General features: G+C 72.3%; 13 protein-coding genes. 7 read left to right on the forward strand and 6 right to left on the reverse strand.

Annotated elements, in window-relative coordinates:
• Positions 1-20 precede the first annotated feature (20 nt).
• From ACSUPV_RS27695 to ACSUPV_RS27705, 3 genes are all read left to right on the forward strand, one after another.
• Positions 21-608, forward strand: a complete 588-nt coding sequence (locus tag ACSUPV_RS27695; RefSeq protein WP_031111705.1) for a TetR family transcriptional regulator — start codon at positions 21-23, stop codon at positions 606-608.
• A gap of 221 nt (positions 609-829) precedes the next feature.
• The gene (locus tag ACSUPV_RS27700) at positions 830-1,555 is read left to right on the forward strand and encodes a hypothetical protein (protein WP_037768129.1); all 726 of its coding nucleotides are present in this window, start codon (positions 830-832) and stop codon (positions 1,553-1,555) included.
• Positions 1,556-1,696: 141 nt separating this feature from the next.
• The gene (locus ACSUPV_RS27705; RefSeq protein WP_037768125.1) at positions 1,697-2,563 is read left to right on the forward strand and encodes a GNAT family N-acetyltransferase; all 867 of its coding nucleotides are present in this window, start codon (positions 1,697-1,699) and stop codon (positions 2,561-2,563) included.
• A 39-nt stretch (positions 2,564-2,602) separates the two neighbouring features.
• Here the strand turns inward: ACSUPV_RS27705 and ACSUPV_RS27710 are convergent, their stop codons facing one another.
• The 3 genes from ACSUPV_RS27710 to ACSUPV_RS27720 form a co-directional block, all read right to left on the reverse strand.
• Positions 2,603-2,812: a hypothetical protein gene (locus tag ACSUPV_RS27710; protein ID WP_031111709.1), complete on the reverse strand. Its 210-nt coding sequence runs from the start codon at positions 2,810-2,812 to the stop codon at positions 2,603-2,605.
• A gap of 118 nt (positions 2,813-2,930) precedes the next feature.
• On the reverse strand, positions 2,931-3,755 hold the full coding sequence (locus tag ACSUPV_RS27715) for a hypothetical protein (RefSeq protein WP_436948773.1): 825 nt from the start codon (positions 3,753-3,755) through the stop codon (positions 2,931-2,933).
• 57 nt (positions 3,756-3,812) lie between these two features.
• Entirely contained in the window at positions 3,813-5,264 is a 1,452-nt protein-coding gene (locus ACSUPV_RS27720; protein ID WP_037768304.1) for an MFS transporter, read from the reverse strand.
• 78 nt (positions 5,265-5,342) lie between these two features.
• Between ACSUPV_RS27720 and dusB the strand changes: the two genes are divergently transcribed.
• The gene (gene dusB / locus ACSUPV_RS27725; RefSeq protein ID WP_436948774.1) at positions 5,343-6,476 is read left to right on the forward strand and encodes a tRNA dihydrouridine synthase DusB; all 1,134 of its coding nucleotides are present in this window, start codon (positions 5,343-5,345) and stop codon (positions 6,474-6,476) included.
• On the opposite strand, the gene ACSUPV_RS27730 is transcribed toward dusB, so the two are convergent.
• The 3 genes from ACSUPV_RS27730 to ACSUPV_RS27740 all read right to left on the reverse strand — a co-directional run bounded on the left by ACSUPV_RS27730 (position 6,477) and on the right by ACSUPV_RS27740 (position 12,469).
• Positions 6,477-8,075 (reverse strand): sulfatase-like hydrolase/transferase, encoded by a 1,599-nt coding sequence (locus tag ACSUPV_RS27730; protein ID WP_436949949.1) that lies wholly within the window; start codon positions 8,073-8,075, stop codon positions 6,477-6,479.
• A gap of 1,017 nt (positions 8,076-9,092) precedes the next feature.
• Positions 9,093-11,030, reverse strand: coding sequence for an amylo-alpha-1,6-glucosidase (locus tag ACSUPV_RS27735; protein WP_436948775.1), 1,938 nt, complete (start codon positions 11,028-11,030; stop codon positions 9,093-9,095).
• A complete protein-coding gene (locus tag ACSUPV_RS27740; RefSeq protein WP_436948776.1) occupies positions 11,027-12,469 on the reverse strand; it encodes an MGH1-like glycoside hydrolase domain-containing protein in 1,443 nt (480 codons plus the stop codon). The genes ACSUPV_RS27735 and ACSUPV_RS27740 overlap by 4 nt, the downstream gene beginning before the upstream one ends.
• Before the next feature lie 120 nt (positions 12,470-12,589).
• On the opposite strand from ACSUPV_RS27740, the gene ACSUPV_RS27745 reads away from it, so the two are divergent.
• The 3 genes from ACSUPV_RS27745 (at position 12,590) to ACSUPV_RS27755 (ending at position 17,551) form a co-directional block, all read left to right on the forward strand.
• Positions 12,590-13,792 (forward strand): ROK family protein, encoded by a 1,203-nt coding sequence (locus tag ACSUPV_RS27745; RefSeq protein ID WP_031111720.1) that lies wholly within the window; start codon positions 12,590-12,592, stop codon positions 13,790-13,792.
• A gap of 406 nt (positions 13,793-14,198) precedes the next feature.
• On the forward strand, positions 14,199-16,946 hold the full coding sequence (gene ppdK / locus ACSUPV_RS27750; protein WP_031111721.1) for a pyruvate, phosphate dikinase: 2,748 nt from the start codon (positions 14,199-14,201) through the stop codon (positions 16,944-16,946).
• 236 nt (positions 16,947-17,182) lie between these two features.
• Positions 17,183-17,551 (forward strand): hypothetical protein, encoded by a 369-nt coding sequence (locus ACSUPV_RS27755; RefSeq protein ID WP_031111724.1) that lies wholly within the window; start codon positions 17,183-17,185, stop codon positions 17,549-17,551.
• Positions 17,552-17,586: the final 35 nt, after the last annotated feature.

Consider the following 17,586-nt stretch of genomic DNA (forward strand, 5'->3'; position numbering starts at 1 on the left):
GCTCCGGGTACGGTCTGGGCATGGCACCGACCAGCGAGACCCTGACCGCCGAGCGCATCCTCGAAGCCACCGAGGAGGTGCTGCGCCGCCACGGCCCGGCCAAGGCCACCGTGGTCGACGTGGCCCGCGCGCTCGGCGTCAGCCACGGCAGTGTCTACCGTCACTTCCGGACGAAGGCGGCGCTGCGCGAGGCGGTCACCAAGCGCTGGCTGGACCGCACGTCCGGCGAACTGTCCGGGATCGCCGCCGCGGACCGCGACCCGGAGGCCCGGCTGCGGGACTGGCTCACCGCGCTGTTCGCCGCGAAGCGCCGCAAGGCGGGCGACGATCCGGAGCTGTTCGCCACGTACACGGTCCTCACGGGGGAGAACGGCACGGCGGTGAGCGAGCACCTCGCCGACCTCACCGCCCAACTGACCCGGGTGATCCAGGCCGGTGTCGAGACCGGTTCCTTCACCGCGGCGGACCCGGAGGCCACGGCCCGCGCGGTCTTCCAGGCGACGGCCCGCTTCCACGACCCGGGCTACGCGCAGGAGTGGCGGCAGGAAGGCGTCGAGGCCGACTTCGAGGCGGTCGTCGACCTGCTGGTGCGGGGACTGCGGGCTTAGGCCGTGTCCTGCGGGGTGCGGCGGCATCCGGCAACGGAGCTTCCGCGAAAACCCGTTGGCGTGCCATGGCCTCCCCGACTAGTGTCCCGCCAGGCCGTGCGAGAGAACGAGGAGGTGATACCCGTGAACGCAGTAGCGACATGGGTGCTCCCCTCCGGGGTCACGGTCGGGCGATAGGTCGTCCGGGAGCGCCGTTCAGCGCACTCCCGAAAGGCACGACGATGCGATTCACGTCCGAACAGCGCCTCGACGACGGCGTCCTCGAGCGCGCATTCACCCTCGGCGACATCCCCGGCACCCTGTGGACCCCCGGATCCGCACCGGCCCCGCTGGTGCTGATGGCCCACAACAACGGCCTGCCCATGGCGGAACCCCGGCTGGTGGCCCGGGCCCGGTACACCGCGGCGCGCGGCTACGCCGTGGCCACCATCGACGCCGCCGGGTGCGGTGACCGTCCCCGTTCCGCCGCCGACGAACAAGCCCGTGCCGGACTCCGGCGGGCGATGCGGGCCGGCGAGCCGGTCGACGAGATCCTGGAGTCCCTCGTCGGCCCGCTGGTCGAGAACGCCGTCCCGGAATGGCGGACCACGCTGGACGCCCTCCTCGAACTGCCCGAGACCGGCGGCGGCCCGGTCGGGTACTCCGGGGGCTGGACCGCCCTCGGCATCCGGCTGGCGGTGGTCGAGCCGCGCATCGCGGCCGCGAGCTTCTTCGCCGGGGGATACGTGCCCCGTGCCCAGCGCGAGGAGGCCCGGCAGGTCACCGTTCCGCTGCTGTTCCTGCTGCAGTGGGACGACGAGGGGAACCCCCGGCAACGGGCCCTGGACCTCTTCGACGCCTTCCGCAGCAAGGAGAAGACGCTGCACGCCAATGTGGGAGGGCACACCGGCACCCCGTGGTTCGAGCTGGAGGACGGCTGCCGGTTCCTGGACCGCCACCTGAAGTGAGGCCGGGCCGTCCGATGGGCGGCGAACGGTGGGCGGTGCCGGCCACGCTGCCGCTCCACCGCCCACCGGGTGCGCCCGGGACGGCCAGGGCCCACGATGGAGGTGAGGGGCGGGGCGCCGCGCGGGACGCGCGAAGAGGGGATGGCGATCGTGGATCTCATACTGCGCCCGGGGACCGCCGACGATGCAGCGGAGTGCGGCCGGATCTGCTACGAGGCCTTCGCCGGCATCGCCGAGCAGCACGCGTTCCCACCCGACTTCCCCAGCCCCGAAGTGGGTGTCGCGCTGATGGAGGGCGCCCTGACCCACCCCGGGTTCTACAGTGTCGTCGCCGAGCTCGACGGGCGGATCGTGGGCAGCAACTTCCTCGACGAACGCTCGGCCGTCGTCGGAGTCGGGCCCATCACGGTCGACCCCGCCGTGCAGAACGCGGGTGTGGGCCGCCGCCTCATGCGGGACGTGATGGACAGGACCGCCGAGCGCGGGGCACCCGGCATCCGGCTCCTGCAGAGCGGCTACCACAACAGGTCGTTCTCGCTGTACGCGAGCCTGGGCTTCGTCCACCGGGCCACGCTGGCCTGCGTCCAGGGACCGCCGCCGAAGGAGGAACTCCCCGGGTACGCGGTGCGGGAGGCCACGGACGCGGACCTCGGCGCCTGCAACGACGTGTGCCGGCAGGTCCACGGCGTCGACCGCGGCGGCGAGGTCGCCGACGCGCTCAAACAGGGCACCGCCCGGGTCGTCGAGCGCGCGGGGCGCGTCACCGGCTACGCCACCGACCTCGCCTTCTTCGCCCACGCCGTCGGCGAGACCACCCCCGACCTCCAGGCCCTCATCGCGGCCGCGCCGCGGTTCGCCGGCCCCGGCATCCTCGTACCCACCGGCGACAGCGCACTGCTCAGGTGGTGCCTGTCCCACGGCCTCAAGGTCGTCCAGCTGATGAGCCTGATGACCGTCGGCCTGTACAACCAGCCCGACGGGGCCTATCTGCCCTCGATCCTCTACTAGGCCCTGCCACCGCGGATTACGTGGGCCCTGCCGCGCGGATCACGCCGCGGACGTCGGGTCCACCGTCGCCTGGTGGGCCTCCGCCAGGTGCTCCTCCGCCTTCAGCCAGGGCAGGAACTGGGCGCCTCTGCGCCAGCCGCAGGTGTCGCACCTGATCGTGCGCTGCACACCCGTGCGCTGCACCCGCACCACGTGCTCCCGGCCGTGCTGGTCCCAGCGGCTGACCTTGCTCGTGTCGATCTGCGCCATGACGTCTCCCGCGTCCACGAATCCGGCCGATCCGGTCTGCCCGCAGCAAGGAGTGTGCAGCAAGACCAACATCAACAGGGCTTCCCCGGGAGCCGGTTATCAGGCTGTGAGGCAGCCCTCACAGGTCCTCCCGACCGTCCTCGTCGGCCTCCCGGTAGTTCATGAACCAGTGGGTGTCGAAGTAGCGGGCCATCGTGAAGCGGTGCCCCGGATCGGTGAGGATGCGGCAGACGAACTCCGCGGTCCCGCAGTCGAAGGGCACGTCCTCGCCGTCGAAGGACCGGACGAGGACGGTCCGGCGGTCCGGATCGTCGCCGTCGACGCGCCAGCAGTACAGGTCCTCGTGCTCCGTGCCCGCCCAGATCAGCAGGCCGTCCTCCCTGAGGTGCGTCCACGGCTCCTGGTGCAGGTCCAGCCAGGCGTCGAAGGCGCCCTCGCCGAACGTCTCCACCATGCGCTTGTAGTCGCCCGGCAGCGCGGTGCCCAGGCGCGATTCCACCTCCGCCCAGTCCATGTCCGGCCGCCGGTCGGGCCCCGTCCAGCCGGTGATGTGCTTGAGCCGCTCCACCCAGTCGTCGCCGACGCCCTCGCCCCGGGCGACCGCCGGGGGCCGCGGCACCTCCCGGTGGGCGACGACCAGCACCGGCCGCACGATCCCCTCCCCGTCCCGCGCCGTACCCGCGCCGACCCACCGGTCTCCGTACGCCCACGCCCGTATCGTCACGGCCCGGTCCTCGAAGGGGAGCAGGAGAGCCGCGCCCCGGGACTCGTCGACCGTCGGGTCCGTGAACCCGTCGAGGACGAGGGTGCGCGGCGCGCCGTACCTGTCCCCGAGCAGGTCGGTGAGCTCCTGCGGGTCCGGATCGCCGGGCAGGTAGGTGTAGCCGTTCCCCGGCCCGATCCCGGCCAGCAGGTCATGGACGGTCGCTTGCGTGAGCTCCATGGCGCGATTGAAGCGCACGCCACTGACATCCGGAGCGGGCGAGCGGGCGAGGAGTGGTCAGGAACGGTCCGCGGTCACCACGGCGTCCCGCACCTCCGCCGACTCCAGCGCCGCGGCGGCCCGTTCGGCGGTCCCCCGGGCCCACCGCCCGCTCGTCACCGCCCCCAGCGTCAGCACGGCGAACCCGCACGCCACCAGGGTCCACCAGCCGGGCCGCGCGGCGGACACGAACGCCTCCCGGTACGAGGACGCGCCCACGCCCGACGCGAGCACCGCCCCCACCACGGCCACCCCCAGCGTCTGTCCGAGCTGCCGGCTCGTCGAGGCCACCGCCGCCGCCACGCCCGCCTGGGCGCGCGGCATGCCGGAGACCGCCGTGTTGGTGATGGGCGCGTTGACGAAGCCGAAGCCGACTCCGAACAGGACGTAGCCGAGGAAGAGCGTGACGTTGGACGTCTCGGCCTCGAACGCGGCGAAGAGGACGGCGCTCGTCGTCATCGCGAGGCCCGCGATCACCAGGGGCAGGCGAGGGCCCCGCGCGCCGACCAGGCGGCCCGACAGCGGCGCGCACAGGAACGTCGGCACCGCCATCGGCAGCATCCACAGGCCCGCCTCCAGGGCGGTGAGACCCCGCACGTTCTGCAGGTACAGCGTCGACAGGAACAGGAAGCCGCCGAGCGCCGCGAACGCGCTGATCGCGACGACCGTCGCCCCGCTGAACGGCGCCGAGCGGAAGAAGCGGAGGTCGATCAGCGGCTCCGCGCGGCGCGGTTCGTACCAGAGCAGGGCGGTGAGGGCCGCCAGGGCGAGGACCACCAGCGGCGCCAGGGACGCGAAGGCCGTGCTCGGCGCCTCGATGATCGCGTACGTCAGCGAGCCGAACAGCGCGATCACCAGCACCTGCCCGACGGGGTCCGGGCGGCGGGCCCGGGGCGCACGCGACTCGGGGACGAAGCGCAGGGTGAGCAGCAGGGCCGCCAGCCCCACCGGCAGGTTGATCCAGAAGATCGAGCGCCAGCCGACCGACTCCACCAGGAGGCCTCCGACCAGCGGACCGGCGGCCATGGAGATGCCGACCACCGCGCCCCAGACGCCGATCGCCCGGGCCCGTTCCCGGGGGTCCGTGAACGTGTTGGTGATGATCGACATGGCGACCGGGTTCAGCATCGAGCCGCCCACCGCCTGCACCATCCGGAACGCGACCAGTGCCTCCAGGTTCGGGGCGAGGGAGCACAGCACCGAGCCGAGGGTGAAGACGACCAGGCCCGCCATGAAGACGCGCTTGCGTCCGATCCGGTCGGCCGTGGAGCCCGCGAGCATCAGCAGCGAGGCCAGGACCAGCGTGTACGCGTCGATCGTCCACTGCAGGCCCGACGTGCCGGCGTGCAGGTCCTGCTGCATGGACGGCAGGGCCACGTTCAGGACCGTGTTGTCCAGGCTCACGATCAGCAGGCTCATGCAGCAGATCGCGAGCACCAGCATGCGGCGGCGGTGACTGAGCTCGGGCATGCGCTCCATCGTACGCCGATTTCAATAGTGTGGCTAACTAACGAATTTTGCTTTTTCATTGCACGGCACAATGGAGGCATGTCCACGCCCCTGCAGATCGGTCCGCACACCGTCCAGCCGCCCGTCGTCCTGGCCCCCATGGCCGGGATCACCAACGCGCCCTTCCGCACCCTGTGCCGGGAGTTCAGTGGTGGCAAGGGCCTGTTCGTCAGCGAGATGATCACCACCAGGGCGCTGGTCGAGCGCAACGAGAAGACCATGCAGCTCATCCACTTCGACGCGAGTGAGCGGCCCCGGTCCATCCAGCTCTACGGCGTGGACCCGGCCACCGTCGGCAAGGCCGTCCGCATGATCGCGGAGGAGGACCTCGCCGACCACATCGACCTCAACTTCGGCTGCCCGGTGCCGAAGGTCACCCGCAAGGGCGGCGGCTCGGCGCTGCCGTTCAAGCGGAACCTGCTGCGGGCGATCCTGCGCGAGGCCGTCAGCGGCGCCGGTGACCTGCCGGTCACGATGAAGATGCGCAAGGGCATCGACGACGACCACATCACCTACCTCGACGCCGGCCGGATCGCCGTCGAGGAGGGCGTCACCGCCATCGCCCTGCACGGCCGCACCGCCGCCCAGCACTACGGCGGCACCGCCGACTGGGACGCCATCGCCCGGCTCAAGGAGCACGTCCCGGAGATCCCGGTGCTCGGCAACGGCGACATCTGGTCGGCCGCGGACGCCCTGCGGATGGTGCGCGAGACCGGCTGCGACGGAGTCGTGGTCGGGCGCGGCTGCCTCGGGCGGCCGTGGCTCTTCGCCGACCTCGTCGCCGCGTTCGAGGGCCGCACCGAGGACATCGCCCGCCCCACCCTGCGCGAGGTCGCCGACGTCATGGTCCGGCACGCCACCCTGCTCGGGGAGTGGATCGGCGACGAGTCCCGGGGCGTCATCGACTTCCGCAAGCACGTCGCCTGGTACCTCAAGGGCTTCGCGGTCGGCTCCGAGATGCGCAAGCGCCTCGCGATCACCTCGTCCCTGGAGGAGCTGCGCTCCGGCCTGGACGAGCTGGACCTCGACCAGCCCTGGCCCGCCGGTGCCGACGGGCCCCGGGGCCGTACGTCCGGCAACAACCGGGTGGTGCTGCCGGACGGCTGGCTGAAGGACCCCTACGACTGCGCCGGCGTCGGCGAGGACGCCGAACTCGACACCTCCGGCGGCTGATCAGCCCGTGGAGGGGTGCGGTGTCGAGCCGTACGCCTTCAGGAAGCGGTCCCGGAAGGAGTCCATCCTCCACACGGGCGCGTCACGGCCGGGCTTGAGGCCCTCCGTCCAGTTCCAGTCGCTGATCTTCTCCAGCACCTTCGGGTCCTTGGCGACGAGGGACACCGGCACGTCGCGGGAGGCGCGGATGCCGCTGACCCGCGCCATCGGCTGGTGGTCGCCGAGGAAGACCAGGACGGTGTCGTCGGTGCCGTAGCGCTGGAGCCACTGGGTGAGGCTGGTGATCGAGTACTGGATGGACTTGCCGTACTCCTGCCGGGACCTGGTGGTGTCGGTGATGATGTCCGCCGCCTTGTTGCCGGCCTTCTGGATCGGGCCGAAGACCGTGCCGTCGCCCAGTTCGTCCCAGCCGACCATCTTCGGCAGCGGTGCCCAGGGCTGGTGACTGGAGGTCAGGATGACGAACGACATCAGCGGCTTGTCGCGCTTCCTCCCGTGCACCTGGCGCTGGAACGCCTCCAGCGCGTACTGGTCGGGCATGGTCGACCAGCTGAACTTCGGGCCCCGGTAGCCCAGGTCGAAGGCGTCGTAGAGCTTGTCGAGGCCGTACCACTTCTCCTCCGGCCAGCCCTTCTGCACGCCGGGCATGACGCCCACCGTGTCCCAGGCGCCGGTCTTCCGGAACGCCTTGGTCAGGGTGAGGTGGTCGCCCGCGGTGACCGTGCGGTAGCGCCGCTGGTTGTCGATCCACAGGCCGGACATGGTGGTGGAGTGGCCGAGCCAGCTGCTGCCGCCGAAGGTCGCCGAGGTCAGCCAGCCGCTGCGGGCGTGGAAGCCGGCCTTCGCCAGCGCCTTGGTGCCGGTGTCGAGGGTCCGGTCGACGCCGGGGGCGATGATCGGGTCCTCGACGGCGCTGCGGCCGTAGCTCTCGATGAACGTGAAGATCACGTCCTTGCCCCGGAGGTCGGGCAGGAGCTGGTCGGGCGGGGTGTTGCCGAAGGTGTCCGCCTTCGCCTGCCGCACGAACGCCGCCTCGTCCCGCAGCGACTCCACCGTCCGCTGGGCATGCACCCGGAGGGCCCCGGCGGCGCGCTCGGAGGCGATCGGCCCGCCGAACAGCGTGAGGCCCAGGGCCGAGCAGGTGATCCAGACGGTGCCGGCGATCAGGGCGCCCTTGGTCGCCCGGGTCCGGTGGCGGGCCAGCACACCGGCGAGGCGGATCGTCGCCGCGACCATGACGGCCCCCACGAGCAGGACGAGCACCACCGCGCCGACGGCGGCGGCGGTCGCGACGCCCCCGCCGAGCGTGTCCCCGACGTACGCCTGCGCGTCGGGCAGCAGGTCCCAGTCCAGCGCGGCGTTGAAGCCCCGGCCGAGGTACTCGTTGAACCCCATGTCGAGCAGGTTCACGGCCGTCAGTGCCGTCAGCCCGAGCCCGTAGAGCACGGCCGCCGCCAGCCGGGGCCGGCGCGGCAGCCCCAGCACGACGACGGCGCCGATGACCGCCTCCGCCGGGATGCGCGCGAAACTGACCGGTTCGAGGGCGGGGAGCGTGTTGGGCAGGAGCAGCGCACCGAGGACCAGGACGGCGGCGAGCACGGTGGTGGTGAGGTCGAGGGCGCGGGCGGCGCGGGGGTGACGGGTACGCCAGGCGCGGAGGCGAGCGAGACGGGAGCCGGAGGCGGGGGGCTGCGCCTCCGCAGCACCGGCCTCCGCGCGGGCGTCCGCGTCTTCCGCCCGGGCCTGCGCCTCTGCCGGGCTGGCCTGTGCCTCTGCCGGGCTGGCCTCGGCCTTCTCCGCGTCGGTCTGAGCTTCTGCCGGGAGGGCCTGTGCCTCTGCCGGGCCGGCCTCGGCCTTCTCCGCGTCGGTCTGAGCTTCTGCCGGGAGGGCCTGTGCCTCTGCCGGGCCGGCCTCGGCCTTCTCCGCGTCGGTCTGAGCTTCTGCCGGGAGGGCCTGTGCCTCTGCCGGGCCGGCCTTGGCCTTCTCCGCGTCGGTCTGAGCTTCTGCCGGGAGGGCCTGTGCCTCTGCCGGGCTGGCCTGTGCCTCTGCCGGGCTGGCCTGTGCCTCTGCCGGGCTGGCCTGTGCCTCTGCCGGGCTGGCCTGTGCCTCTGCCGGGCCGGCCTCGGCCTTCTCCGCGTCGGCTTCCGCCTCTTCCGGTCTGGCCTGGGGCTCCTCCGCGTCGGCCTGTGCCTCTGCCGCGCAGGCCTGCGCCTCCGCAGCACCGGCCTCCTCGCGGGCCTCGGCCTTTTCCGCGTCGGCTTCCGCAATCTCCGGGCAGGCCTGGGCATCTTCCGGGCCGGCCTGGGGCTTCTCCGCGCGGGCCTGGGCCTCCTCCGGGCTGGCCTCTGCCTTCTCCGGGTCGGCCGGCGCCTCATCCGTGCCGTCCCCCTCCTCATCCGTCTCGGACCCGGCCTTCGGGATGCCCGGCTGTGGCGACTGGCGGAGGCGTGTGAAGACAGGCACCCGGAGGTCCTTCCCGTACGAAACCCGGCGAGGTGGCGGACCCGCGTGGGGGAACGGGTCCGCCTCAGTTCCGTACGGCGCGCCCACCTGGTGTGTTCAGCCCGGCGGGCCAGCGCTCGGCAAACACCCGGCAAACGGCGGGCCAACCGGCCCTCAGACGCCGCCGACCGCCGTGAGCAGCGCCAGCGGGGCCGACGCCGACCGGGACTCCCGCACGCACGCGTGCGGGTACGGCACCGGCTCCGGGTGCGTGTCGCGGCCGTAGCCCGCGAGGACCTCCGGCAGCCGGTGGCCGGTCGCGGCCGCCGCGTCGACCAGACCGCGGGCGATCGCGCGGGCCTCGTCGTGCAGCCCGTACCGGGCCAGGCCCAGCGCGATCAGCGCGTTGTCGTGCGGCCAGACCGAGCCGCGGTGGTAGGACAGCGGATGGAACGCCGGCTGCCCGGCCGCCAGGGTGCGCACGCCCCAGCCGGAGAAGAAGTCCGGCTCCAGCAGGCGGCGCCCGACGAGTTCGCCGTACTCCTTGTCCAGCAGCCCCGACCACAGCAGGTGCCCGGCGTCGGAGGCGAGCGCGTCGACCCGGTCGCCCCGGCCGTCCAGCGCGAGCGCCGGGAAGGAGTGCTCCGGCATCCAGAAGTCCCGCTGGAAACGGTCGCGCAGGTCACCGGCCGCCTGCTCCAGCAGGTCCGCGTATGTCCCGTCCTGCCACACCGCGCGCGCGACCCACGCCGTGCGGCGCAGCGCGTCGTAGGCGTAGCCCTGGGCACCCGCCGCCGTCACCGGCCCGTTCGGGCGGGTGCCCTCGGCGGAGCAGATGGCGCCGGGGGAGTCCTTCCAGTTCTGGTTGGCGAGGCCGCCCTGGTCGGCGCGGTAGACCAGGTAGCCGCGCGAGGTGAGACCGCCGTGGTCGAGCATCCAGCCCACCGCCGCGCGGGCGTGCGGCTCCAGACGGCGGGCCAGGGCGGTGTCGCCGGTCTGCTCGGTGTACGCCCCGAGCAGGACGAGGAAGAGGGGCGTGGCGTCGACCGAGCCGTAGTAGCGGCCGTAGGGGACCTGGCCGAAGTGGGCCAGTTCGCCGTGCCGCACCTCGTGCACGATCTTGCCGGGCTGGGCGATCTCGTCGGCGCCGGCCTGCGTGGCCTGGGTCGCGGCCAGCGCGGGCAGCGTGGCGGCGGCCAGCCGCGGCCGGTAGGGCAGGGCGAACAGCGAGGTCAGCAGGGCGTCCCGGCCCAGCAGGGTGAGGAACCAGGGGGCGCCGGCGGCCGGGACGCGCAGTTCCTCGCCGTCCGGGCCGGTCGCCGGGACCTGGAGCGCGGCGAGGTCGGCGAGGCCCCGGGCGCACGCCGCGGCCAGCTCGGGCCAGCCGCTCGGAAAGGCCACGCCCTCCATGAACTCGCCTTCCCGCGCCCGCCGTTGCTCCTGGAGGGCGGCGGGGGAGCGGGGCACGCGCAGGGCGCGCTTGTCGCCGTGCGGGCGGGCGATGACGCGCAGGATCAGCTCGGCGGTGCCGTGCGGTGGGAGGTCCAGGGTCCACACCAGGCGGCGGGCGCCCGTGCCGGTCTCCTCCACGGCGTCCGGCTGCGGCTCGGCCGTCACGGTCGTGACGGACCGCCACTCGCCGCGCCGGTAGCTGAACTCCACGCCGTGGCCGAGGACCTTGCGGGAGCGGACGGCACCGGCCTTCGCGTACGTGCGGTGGTCGGAGCGCAACTCGAACTGGTCGGTGAAGTCGGCGTCGGCGGTGACCGCGAGGCGGACCGCCGTCGGCACCGGGCGGTTGCTGGTGACGCGCAGCGACTCCACGAACGAGGCGTCGCCCACGGCCTGTTCGCGGAAGAGCGTGTAGGCGGCCGGCTCGTTGCGGCCACCGCGCGGGACGAGGACGCACGCCGCGGTGTCCCCGTCGGCCACCGGCGTCAGCGTCTCCGGCACGGCGCCGTCCACGGTGAGCTGCCAGCGACTCAGGTGCCGCGCGTCCCGTACGAACATGCCGTCCGGGGCACTGCCGCCCCGGTAGCCGCTGATGTCGCCGCGGTCGCCGACGGCGGCGAACGTCCCGCCGTGCACGAGCAGATGATGCCGGTCCGTCATCCCCGGTTCCCTCCCTTGATCGCCGTGACGCCGTTCCTGTCCCCTGCGGGCCGGTCGTGCAGCAGGTCGAGCGTGAGCGCGGCGGTCCAGCCGAAGCCGGTGGCGCCGCAGGCCTGTGCCGTGTACGGGTCGACGTACTCCGCGAAGTCGGAGGCGCCGGCGGTGTGCAGCATGCCCTTGCGCAGGGCGTCGGCCCGGCCCCGCTCGCCGTGCAGCCGCAGCCCGCGCTCCAGCAGCCAGTTCGTGTTGAACCAGGCCGGGCCGCGCCAGTAGCGGTGCGGGTCGAAGGCCTCGCCCAGCAGGTCGTAGCTGGGGACCAGGCGGGTCGCGCCGCCGAGGCCGAAGTGCGGGCCGCACACCGTGCGGACCAGGGTGACCGCGAGGTCGCGCGGCAGGGTCGGCAGCAGCAGCGGAACGAGCCCGGAGACGCCCCGCTCGGGGATCAGCTCCCCGGCGCGCACGTCCCGGCACAGGAACATCCCCGCGGCCGGCTCCCACAACCGCTCCACCAGGGCCGCCGTGAGGCGCTCGGCCCGGGCCTGCCGGGCCGCGGCCGCCGCGCCCAGCTCGTGCGCGATCCGGGCCAGGGCGTACTCGGAGGCGATGAGCAGGGCGTTGAACGCCGGGTCCTCCACGGCGAAGTCGCCCGACCGTCCCCCGCCGGAGGCTTCCCGGTACGGCTCGTCGGCGTAGCCGCCGTCCCGGTAGTCCGCCGCGAGCCGCACGTACCGCCCGTAGTCCAGATCCGTCGGCCGGTCCTCGGGCGCGCCGTGGTCGAGGTCGGCGCGGCGGAAGGAGCGGGCCGGGGCGGGGGTGACCCGGGACAGCGGGCGGTCCCAGCAGGGGCTGTTGTCCATACCCTGTTCCCACGGGTGCACGACGGAGACCAGCCCGCCCCCGCCCAGGTCGCGCCGGCGCAGCAGGTAGCGGTGCCAGGCGGCCAGCCGGGGGTAGGCCCGGGCGAGGAAGCCGCGCGCCCGCGACAGGCCCGGGTCGGCGAGGTGCACCAGCCACGCGGCCAGGGCGTGCACCGGTGGCTGCACGATTCCGGAGGTCTGTACGGTGCGCGGGGCGCCCGCCGCGCTCCCCGCGGTGGAGGAGCGCCAGAAGTCGGGGCTCGGGAAGTACGCGTCGAGGGGCACGGAGGGGTTGAAGACGATGTGCGGGATCCGCCCGTCCGCCCACTGCGCCGCCAGCAGCGTCTCCAGCTCCGTCTGGGCGCGTAACGGCGACAGGTGCCGCAGGCCGATCGCGATGAACGCCGAGTCCCACGACCACTGGTGCGGATACAGGCTGCGGGAGGGCACGGTGGACTTGCCCGTCCAGTTGCCCTCCAGGACCTGTGCGGCCCTGACCTGCAGGGAAGTTGGCGCGGCGGCCGGATCGTATGCGATCTCGCGCCCCGCGGGACGCGTGGTGAGCTGGGCGATGCGATCCACTCGGGGCTCTCCCAAAGACGTACTCCTGCCAGGATCGGCGAGGGCTACCGTAGGGTTACGTCTATTTAACACGCAAAACCCAATATGTAATGCAGGGTTGGGAAACACAAGGGGGTGCGCATGACGGGACGCGTTCAGGCAAGCGCCGGCGATCTGCTCGAACTGGTGCGCAGTCGCCGGGCCACGACCCGGGGCGCGCTCCAGCAGGCGACCGGACTGTCCCGGGCCACCGTCGGGCAGCGGCTCGACCGGCTCTTCCGCGCCGGCTGGCTGCGCGAGGGCGCCGGCGGCCCGGTGGACTCCCCGCTGGGCGGACGCCCCTCCATCACACTGGAGTTCGACGACGAGCACGCGGTGGTCCTGGCCGCCGACCTCGACACCCGGCACGCCCGGGCGGCCGTGCTGTCGCTGAGCGGCGAGATCCTCGCCGAGCACTCCGGAACCCTCGTCGTCGAGGACGGGCCGGACGTGGTGCTCGGCGAACTCGGCCGCTGGTTCGCCGAACTGCTTCAGAAGACCGGGCACAGCGCCGGGACGGTGTGCGGGGTCGGGCTCGCGGTGCCCGGCCCGGTCGACACCGAGACCGGCCGTGTCGTCCAGCCGCCGATCATGCCCGGCTGGGACGGCTACGACATAAGGAGCCGGCTGGCCCGGGCGCTCACCGAGCACACGGGCGCCGAGGCGGTGCCGGTGCTCGTGGACAACGACGCCAACCTGATGGCGTACGGCGAACAGCGCACCGGCCACCCCGACTGCTCCGCCTTCGTGCTGGTCAAGGTCTCCACCGGCATCGGCGCGGGAGTCGTGGTCGGCGGCTCGGTGTTCCGCGGCATCGACGGCGGCGCCGGGGACATCGGGCACATCCGGGTGCCGGAGGGCGCCCAGGCGCTGTGCCGGTGCGGTTCCTACGGCTGTCTGGCCGCCGTCGCGAGCGGGGGTGCGGTGGCGCGGCGGCTGGCGGAGGCCGGGGTGCCCGCGGCGTCCGGCTCGGACGTCCGGGACCTGCTCGCGTCCGGGCACCCCGAGGCCGTCGGGCTCGCCCGGGAGGCCGGGCGCCGGGTCGGGGACGTGCTGGCGACGGTCGTGACCCTCCTGAACCCGGGCGTGCTGATGATCGCCGGAGATCTGGCCGGAACCCCCTTCCTCACGGGCGTGCGCGAACTGCTCTACCAGCGGGCGCTGCCCCGCTCCACGGCCCACCTCGACGTCGTCACCTCGCGGCTGGGCGAGCGGGCCGGGCTGGTGGGGGCCGGGGCGATGGTCGTGGAGCACCTCTACGCGCCGGAGCGGGTCGAGGAGCGGCTGCGGGCGCTCGGGGTGTGACGGGCGGATTTCGGTCGCGAGACGCGTCCGCATGGTGAAATCCGGTCGGCTGTGGCAGCGTGATTCTCGCCACCCTTGATAAGGGTTGCGCTCAGATGAGCGGATCTTGAGCGACTGCACTTCTCCAAAGGGTGGCACTGAGTGCCACGCTTTGATCGTTCATCGAGCGAAATCAAGTGTGCGGAAACACCGCTCATATGAGCGCTCGGAAGGGTCTGCAGAGGTTGATGCGTTCAAGAAGTGAAAACATGCGGCTGTGATCGCTTGCCGAGCCTTGACTTTCGATCCGCTGGCGGACGAGTGGTTACAGGCGCATGACGCGCGAGTGGACGTACCCAGACGCCTTTGATCTGGGTATGTTCCTCGCCGTCAGGGCAGCCACCGCGTCCTCGAGGAGTCGAGACCCGTGTCGGAAAACAAAGATCTCCCGGTAGCCGAGCAGGCGGCGAGCGTTGAGGGCGTGAAGTTCGTCTACGACTTCACCGAGGGCAACAAGGACCTCAAGGACCTCCTCGGTGGCAAAGGCGCCAACCTCGCCGAGATGACGAACCTGGGCCTTCCGGTCCCGCCCGGCTTCACCATCACCACCGAGGCCTGCAAGGTCTACCTGGACAGTGGTGAGGAACCGGCGGCACTGCGTGACGAGGTGAGTGCGCACCTCGAGGCGCTGGAGGCCCGCATGGGCAAGAAGCTCGGCCAGCCGGACAACCCGCTGCTCGTGTCGGTGCGTTCGGGCGCCAAGTTCTCCATGCCCGGCATGATGGACACCGTCCTCAACATCGGCCTCTCCGACAAGTCCGTGCAGGGCCTGGCCAAGCAGGCCGGCGACGACCGGTTCGCGTGGGACTCCTACCGCCGCCTCATCCAGATGTTCGGCAAGACCGTCCTGGGCGTCGACGGCGAGCTGTTCGAGGACGCGCTGGAGGCCGCCAAGGCCGCCAAGAAGGTCACGGTGGACACCGAGCTGGAGGCCGCCGACCTCAAGAAGCTCGTCACCAAGTTCAAGAAGATCGTCAAGGCCGAGGCCGGCCGGGACTTCCCGCAGGACCCGCGCGAGCAGATGGACCTCGCCATCAAGGCCGTCTTCGACTCCTGGAACGGCGACCGCGCCAAGCTCTACCGCCGCCAGGAGCGCATCCCGCACGACCTGGGCACGGCCGTCAACGTCTGCTCCATGGTCTTCGGCAACCTCGGCCCCGACTCCGGCACCGGCGTCGCCTTCACCCGCGACCCCGCCTCCGGCCACCAGGGCGTCTACGGCGACTACCTCCAGAACGCCCAGGGCGAGGACGTCGTCGCCGGCATCCGCAACACCGTGCCGCTCGCCGAGCTGGAGCAGATCGACAAGAAGTCGTACGACCAGCTCATGCAGATCATGGAGACCCTGGAGAACCACTACAAGGATCTCTGCGACATCGAGTTCACCATCGAGCGCGGCGTGCTGTGGATGCTCCAGACCCGCGTCGGCAAGCGCACCGCGGGCGCGGCCTTCCGCATCGCGACCCAGCTGGTGGACCAGGGCCTGATCGACGAGGCCGAGGCGCTCACCCGCGTCAACGGCGCCCAGCTCGCGCAGCTGATGTTCCCGCGCTTCGACGAGAGCGCGAAGGTCGAGCAGGTCGGCAGGGGCATCGCGGCCTCGCCCGGCGCGGCGGTGGGCAAGGCGGTGTTCGACTCCTACACCGCGGTCAAGTGGTCCCGTTCGGGCGAGAAGGTCATCCTCATCCGCCGCGAGACCAACCCCGACGACCTCGACGGCATGATCGCGGCCGAGGGCATCCTGACCTCGCGCGGCGGCAAGACCTCCCACGCGGCCGTCGTCGCCCGCGGCATGGGCAAGACCTGTGTCTGCGGCGCCGAGGAGCTGGAGGTCGACACCAAGCGCCGCCGGATGACCGTTCCGGGCGGACACGTCGTCGAGGAGGGGGACGTCGTCTCCATCGACGGCTCCACCGGCAAGGTCTACCTCGGCGAGGTACCGGTCGTGCCGTCCCCGGTCGTCGAGTACTTCGAGGGCCGCATGCACCCGGGCGCCGACGACGCCGACGAACTGGTCGAGGCCGTCCACCGCATGATGGCCTTCGCCGACCGCAAGCGCCGCCTGCGGGTCCGCGCCAACGCCGACAACGCCGAGGACGCGCTGCGGGCCCGCCGCTTCGGCGCCCAGGGCATCGGCCTGTGCCGCACCGAGCACATGTTCCTCGGCGACCGGCGCGAGCTGGTGGAGCGGCTGATCCTGGCCGACACCGACGCCGAGCGCGAGGAGTCCCTCAAGCAGCTGCTGCCGCTGCAGAAGCAGGACTTCGTCCAGCTCTTCGAGTCCATGGACGGCCTGCCGGTCACCATCCGCCTCCTCGACCCGCCGCTGCACGAGTTCCTGCCCGACATCACCGAACTCTCGGTCCGCGTCGCCCTCGCGGAGTCCCGCCAGGAACCGCACGAGAACGAACTCCGCCTCCTCCAAGCGGTCCACCGCCTGCACGAGCAGAACCCGATGCTCGGCCTGCGCGGCGTCCGTCTCGGCCTGGTCATCCCCGGACTGTTCACCATGCAGGTCCGCGCGATCGCCGAGGCCGCGGCCGAACGCAAGGCCGCCAAGGGCGACCCGCGCGCCGAGATCATGATCCCGCTCGTCGGCACGGTCCAGGAGCTGGAGATCGTCCGCGAGGAGGCCGACAAGGTCATCGCCGAGGTCGAGGAGGCCTCGGGGACGCAGCTGAAGCTGTCCATCGGCACGATGATCGAGCTGCCGCGCGCCGCGCTGACCGCCGGGCAGATCGCCGAGGCCGCGCAGTTCTTCTCCTTCGGCACGAACGACCTCACCCAGACGGTGTGGGGCTTCTCCCGCGACGACGTCGAGGCCTCGTTCTTCACGGCGTACCTGGAGAAGGGCATCTTCGGTGTCTCCCCGTTCGAGACGATCGACAAGGACGGCGTCGGCTCCCTGGTGAAGCTGGCCGCGAAGGCCGGCCGCGAGACCCGGCCCGACCTCAAGCTCGGCGTCTGCGGCGAGCACGGCGGCGACCCCGAGTCGGTCCACTTCTTCCACGAGGTCGGACTCGACTACGTCTCCTGCTCCCCGTTCCGCATCCCGGTCGCCCGCCTGGAGGCGGGCCGGGCGGCGGTCACGTCCCAGGGCAGCGACCACCGCTAGCCCTGCGGCCCACGCGGGTAGCCCTGCGGCCCGCTCGGGCCGATCAGAACCCGGAGCCGTCGCGGTCCCCGACCTCACCGATCGCGGCGGCTCCGGAGCACGGAGGAGAGCGGGGCGGCACCTTGTGCGGAAGGTGCCGCCCCGCTCGCGTGTTGCACCCACCGCGCACGCTTGTCGGGGCGCTGCGGCGGATCCGGAGCACCGCCCGGTCGGCCCGGTGCATAAGATTTGCTCCCATGCCGAAGCCTGACGAGCTGATCGTTGACATCGCCGCCCGTGTGGAGTCCGGGCAGAGCACCCAGATGTCCCTGACTGTGGTGACCGGTGGTGCTGTCATCACCGGTCGCCTTGCTCCCGAAGCCGTGTGGCGGCAGAGGGTGTCGGAGGTGCTGACGGACTCCGCCCGCCTGGGCGAGTTCTCCGCCGTTTTCGACGGCCCCGCGAAGAAGGACGGGCCGCCCACGCATCTGCACTTCCACGTCGCCCGCATCCTGCAAGGCACGATGGGGATCCCCGAGACGGGCGGGATGTACCGCGTCGCGATCGAGGACGTCAGCGCGTGGACCGTGGGGGACTTCAGTTACTCCGATCAACCCACCCACTGACCCACTGTCTCGCCGAGAGCGACACGGCACCAGCG

Source organism: Streptomyces sp. SudanB52_2052, from assembly GCF_964272415.1.
Taxonomy (GTDB): Bacteria; Actinomycetota; Actinomycetes; order Streptomycetales; family Streptomycetaceae; genus Streptomyces; species Streptomyces olindensis.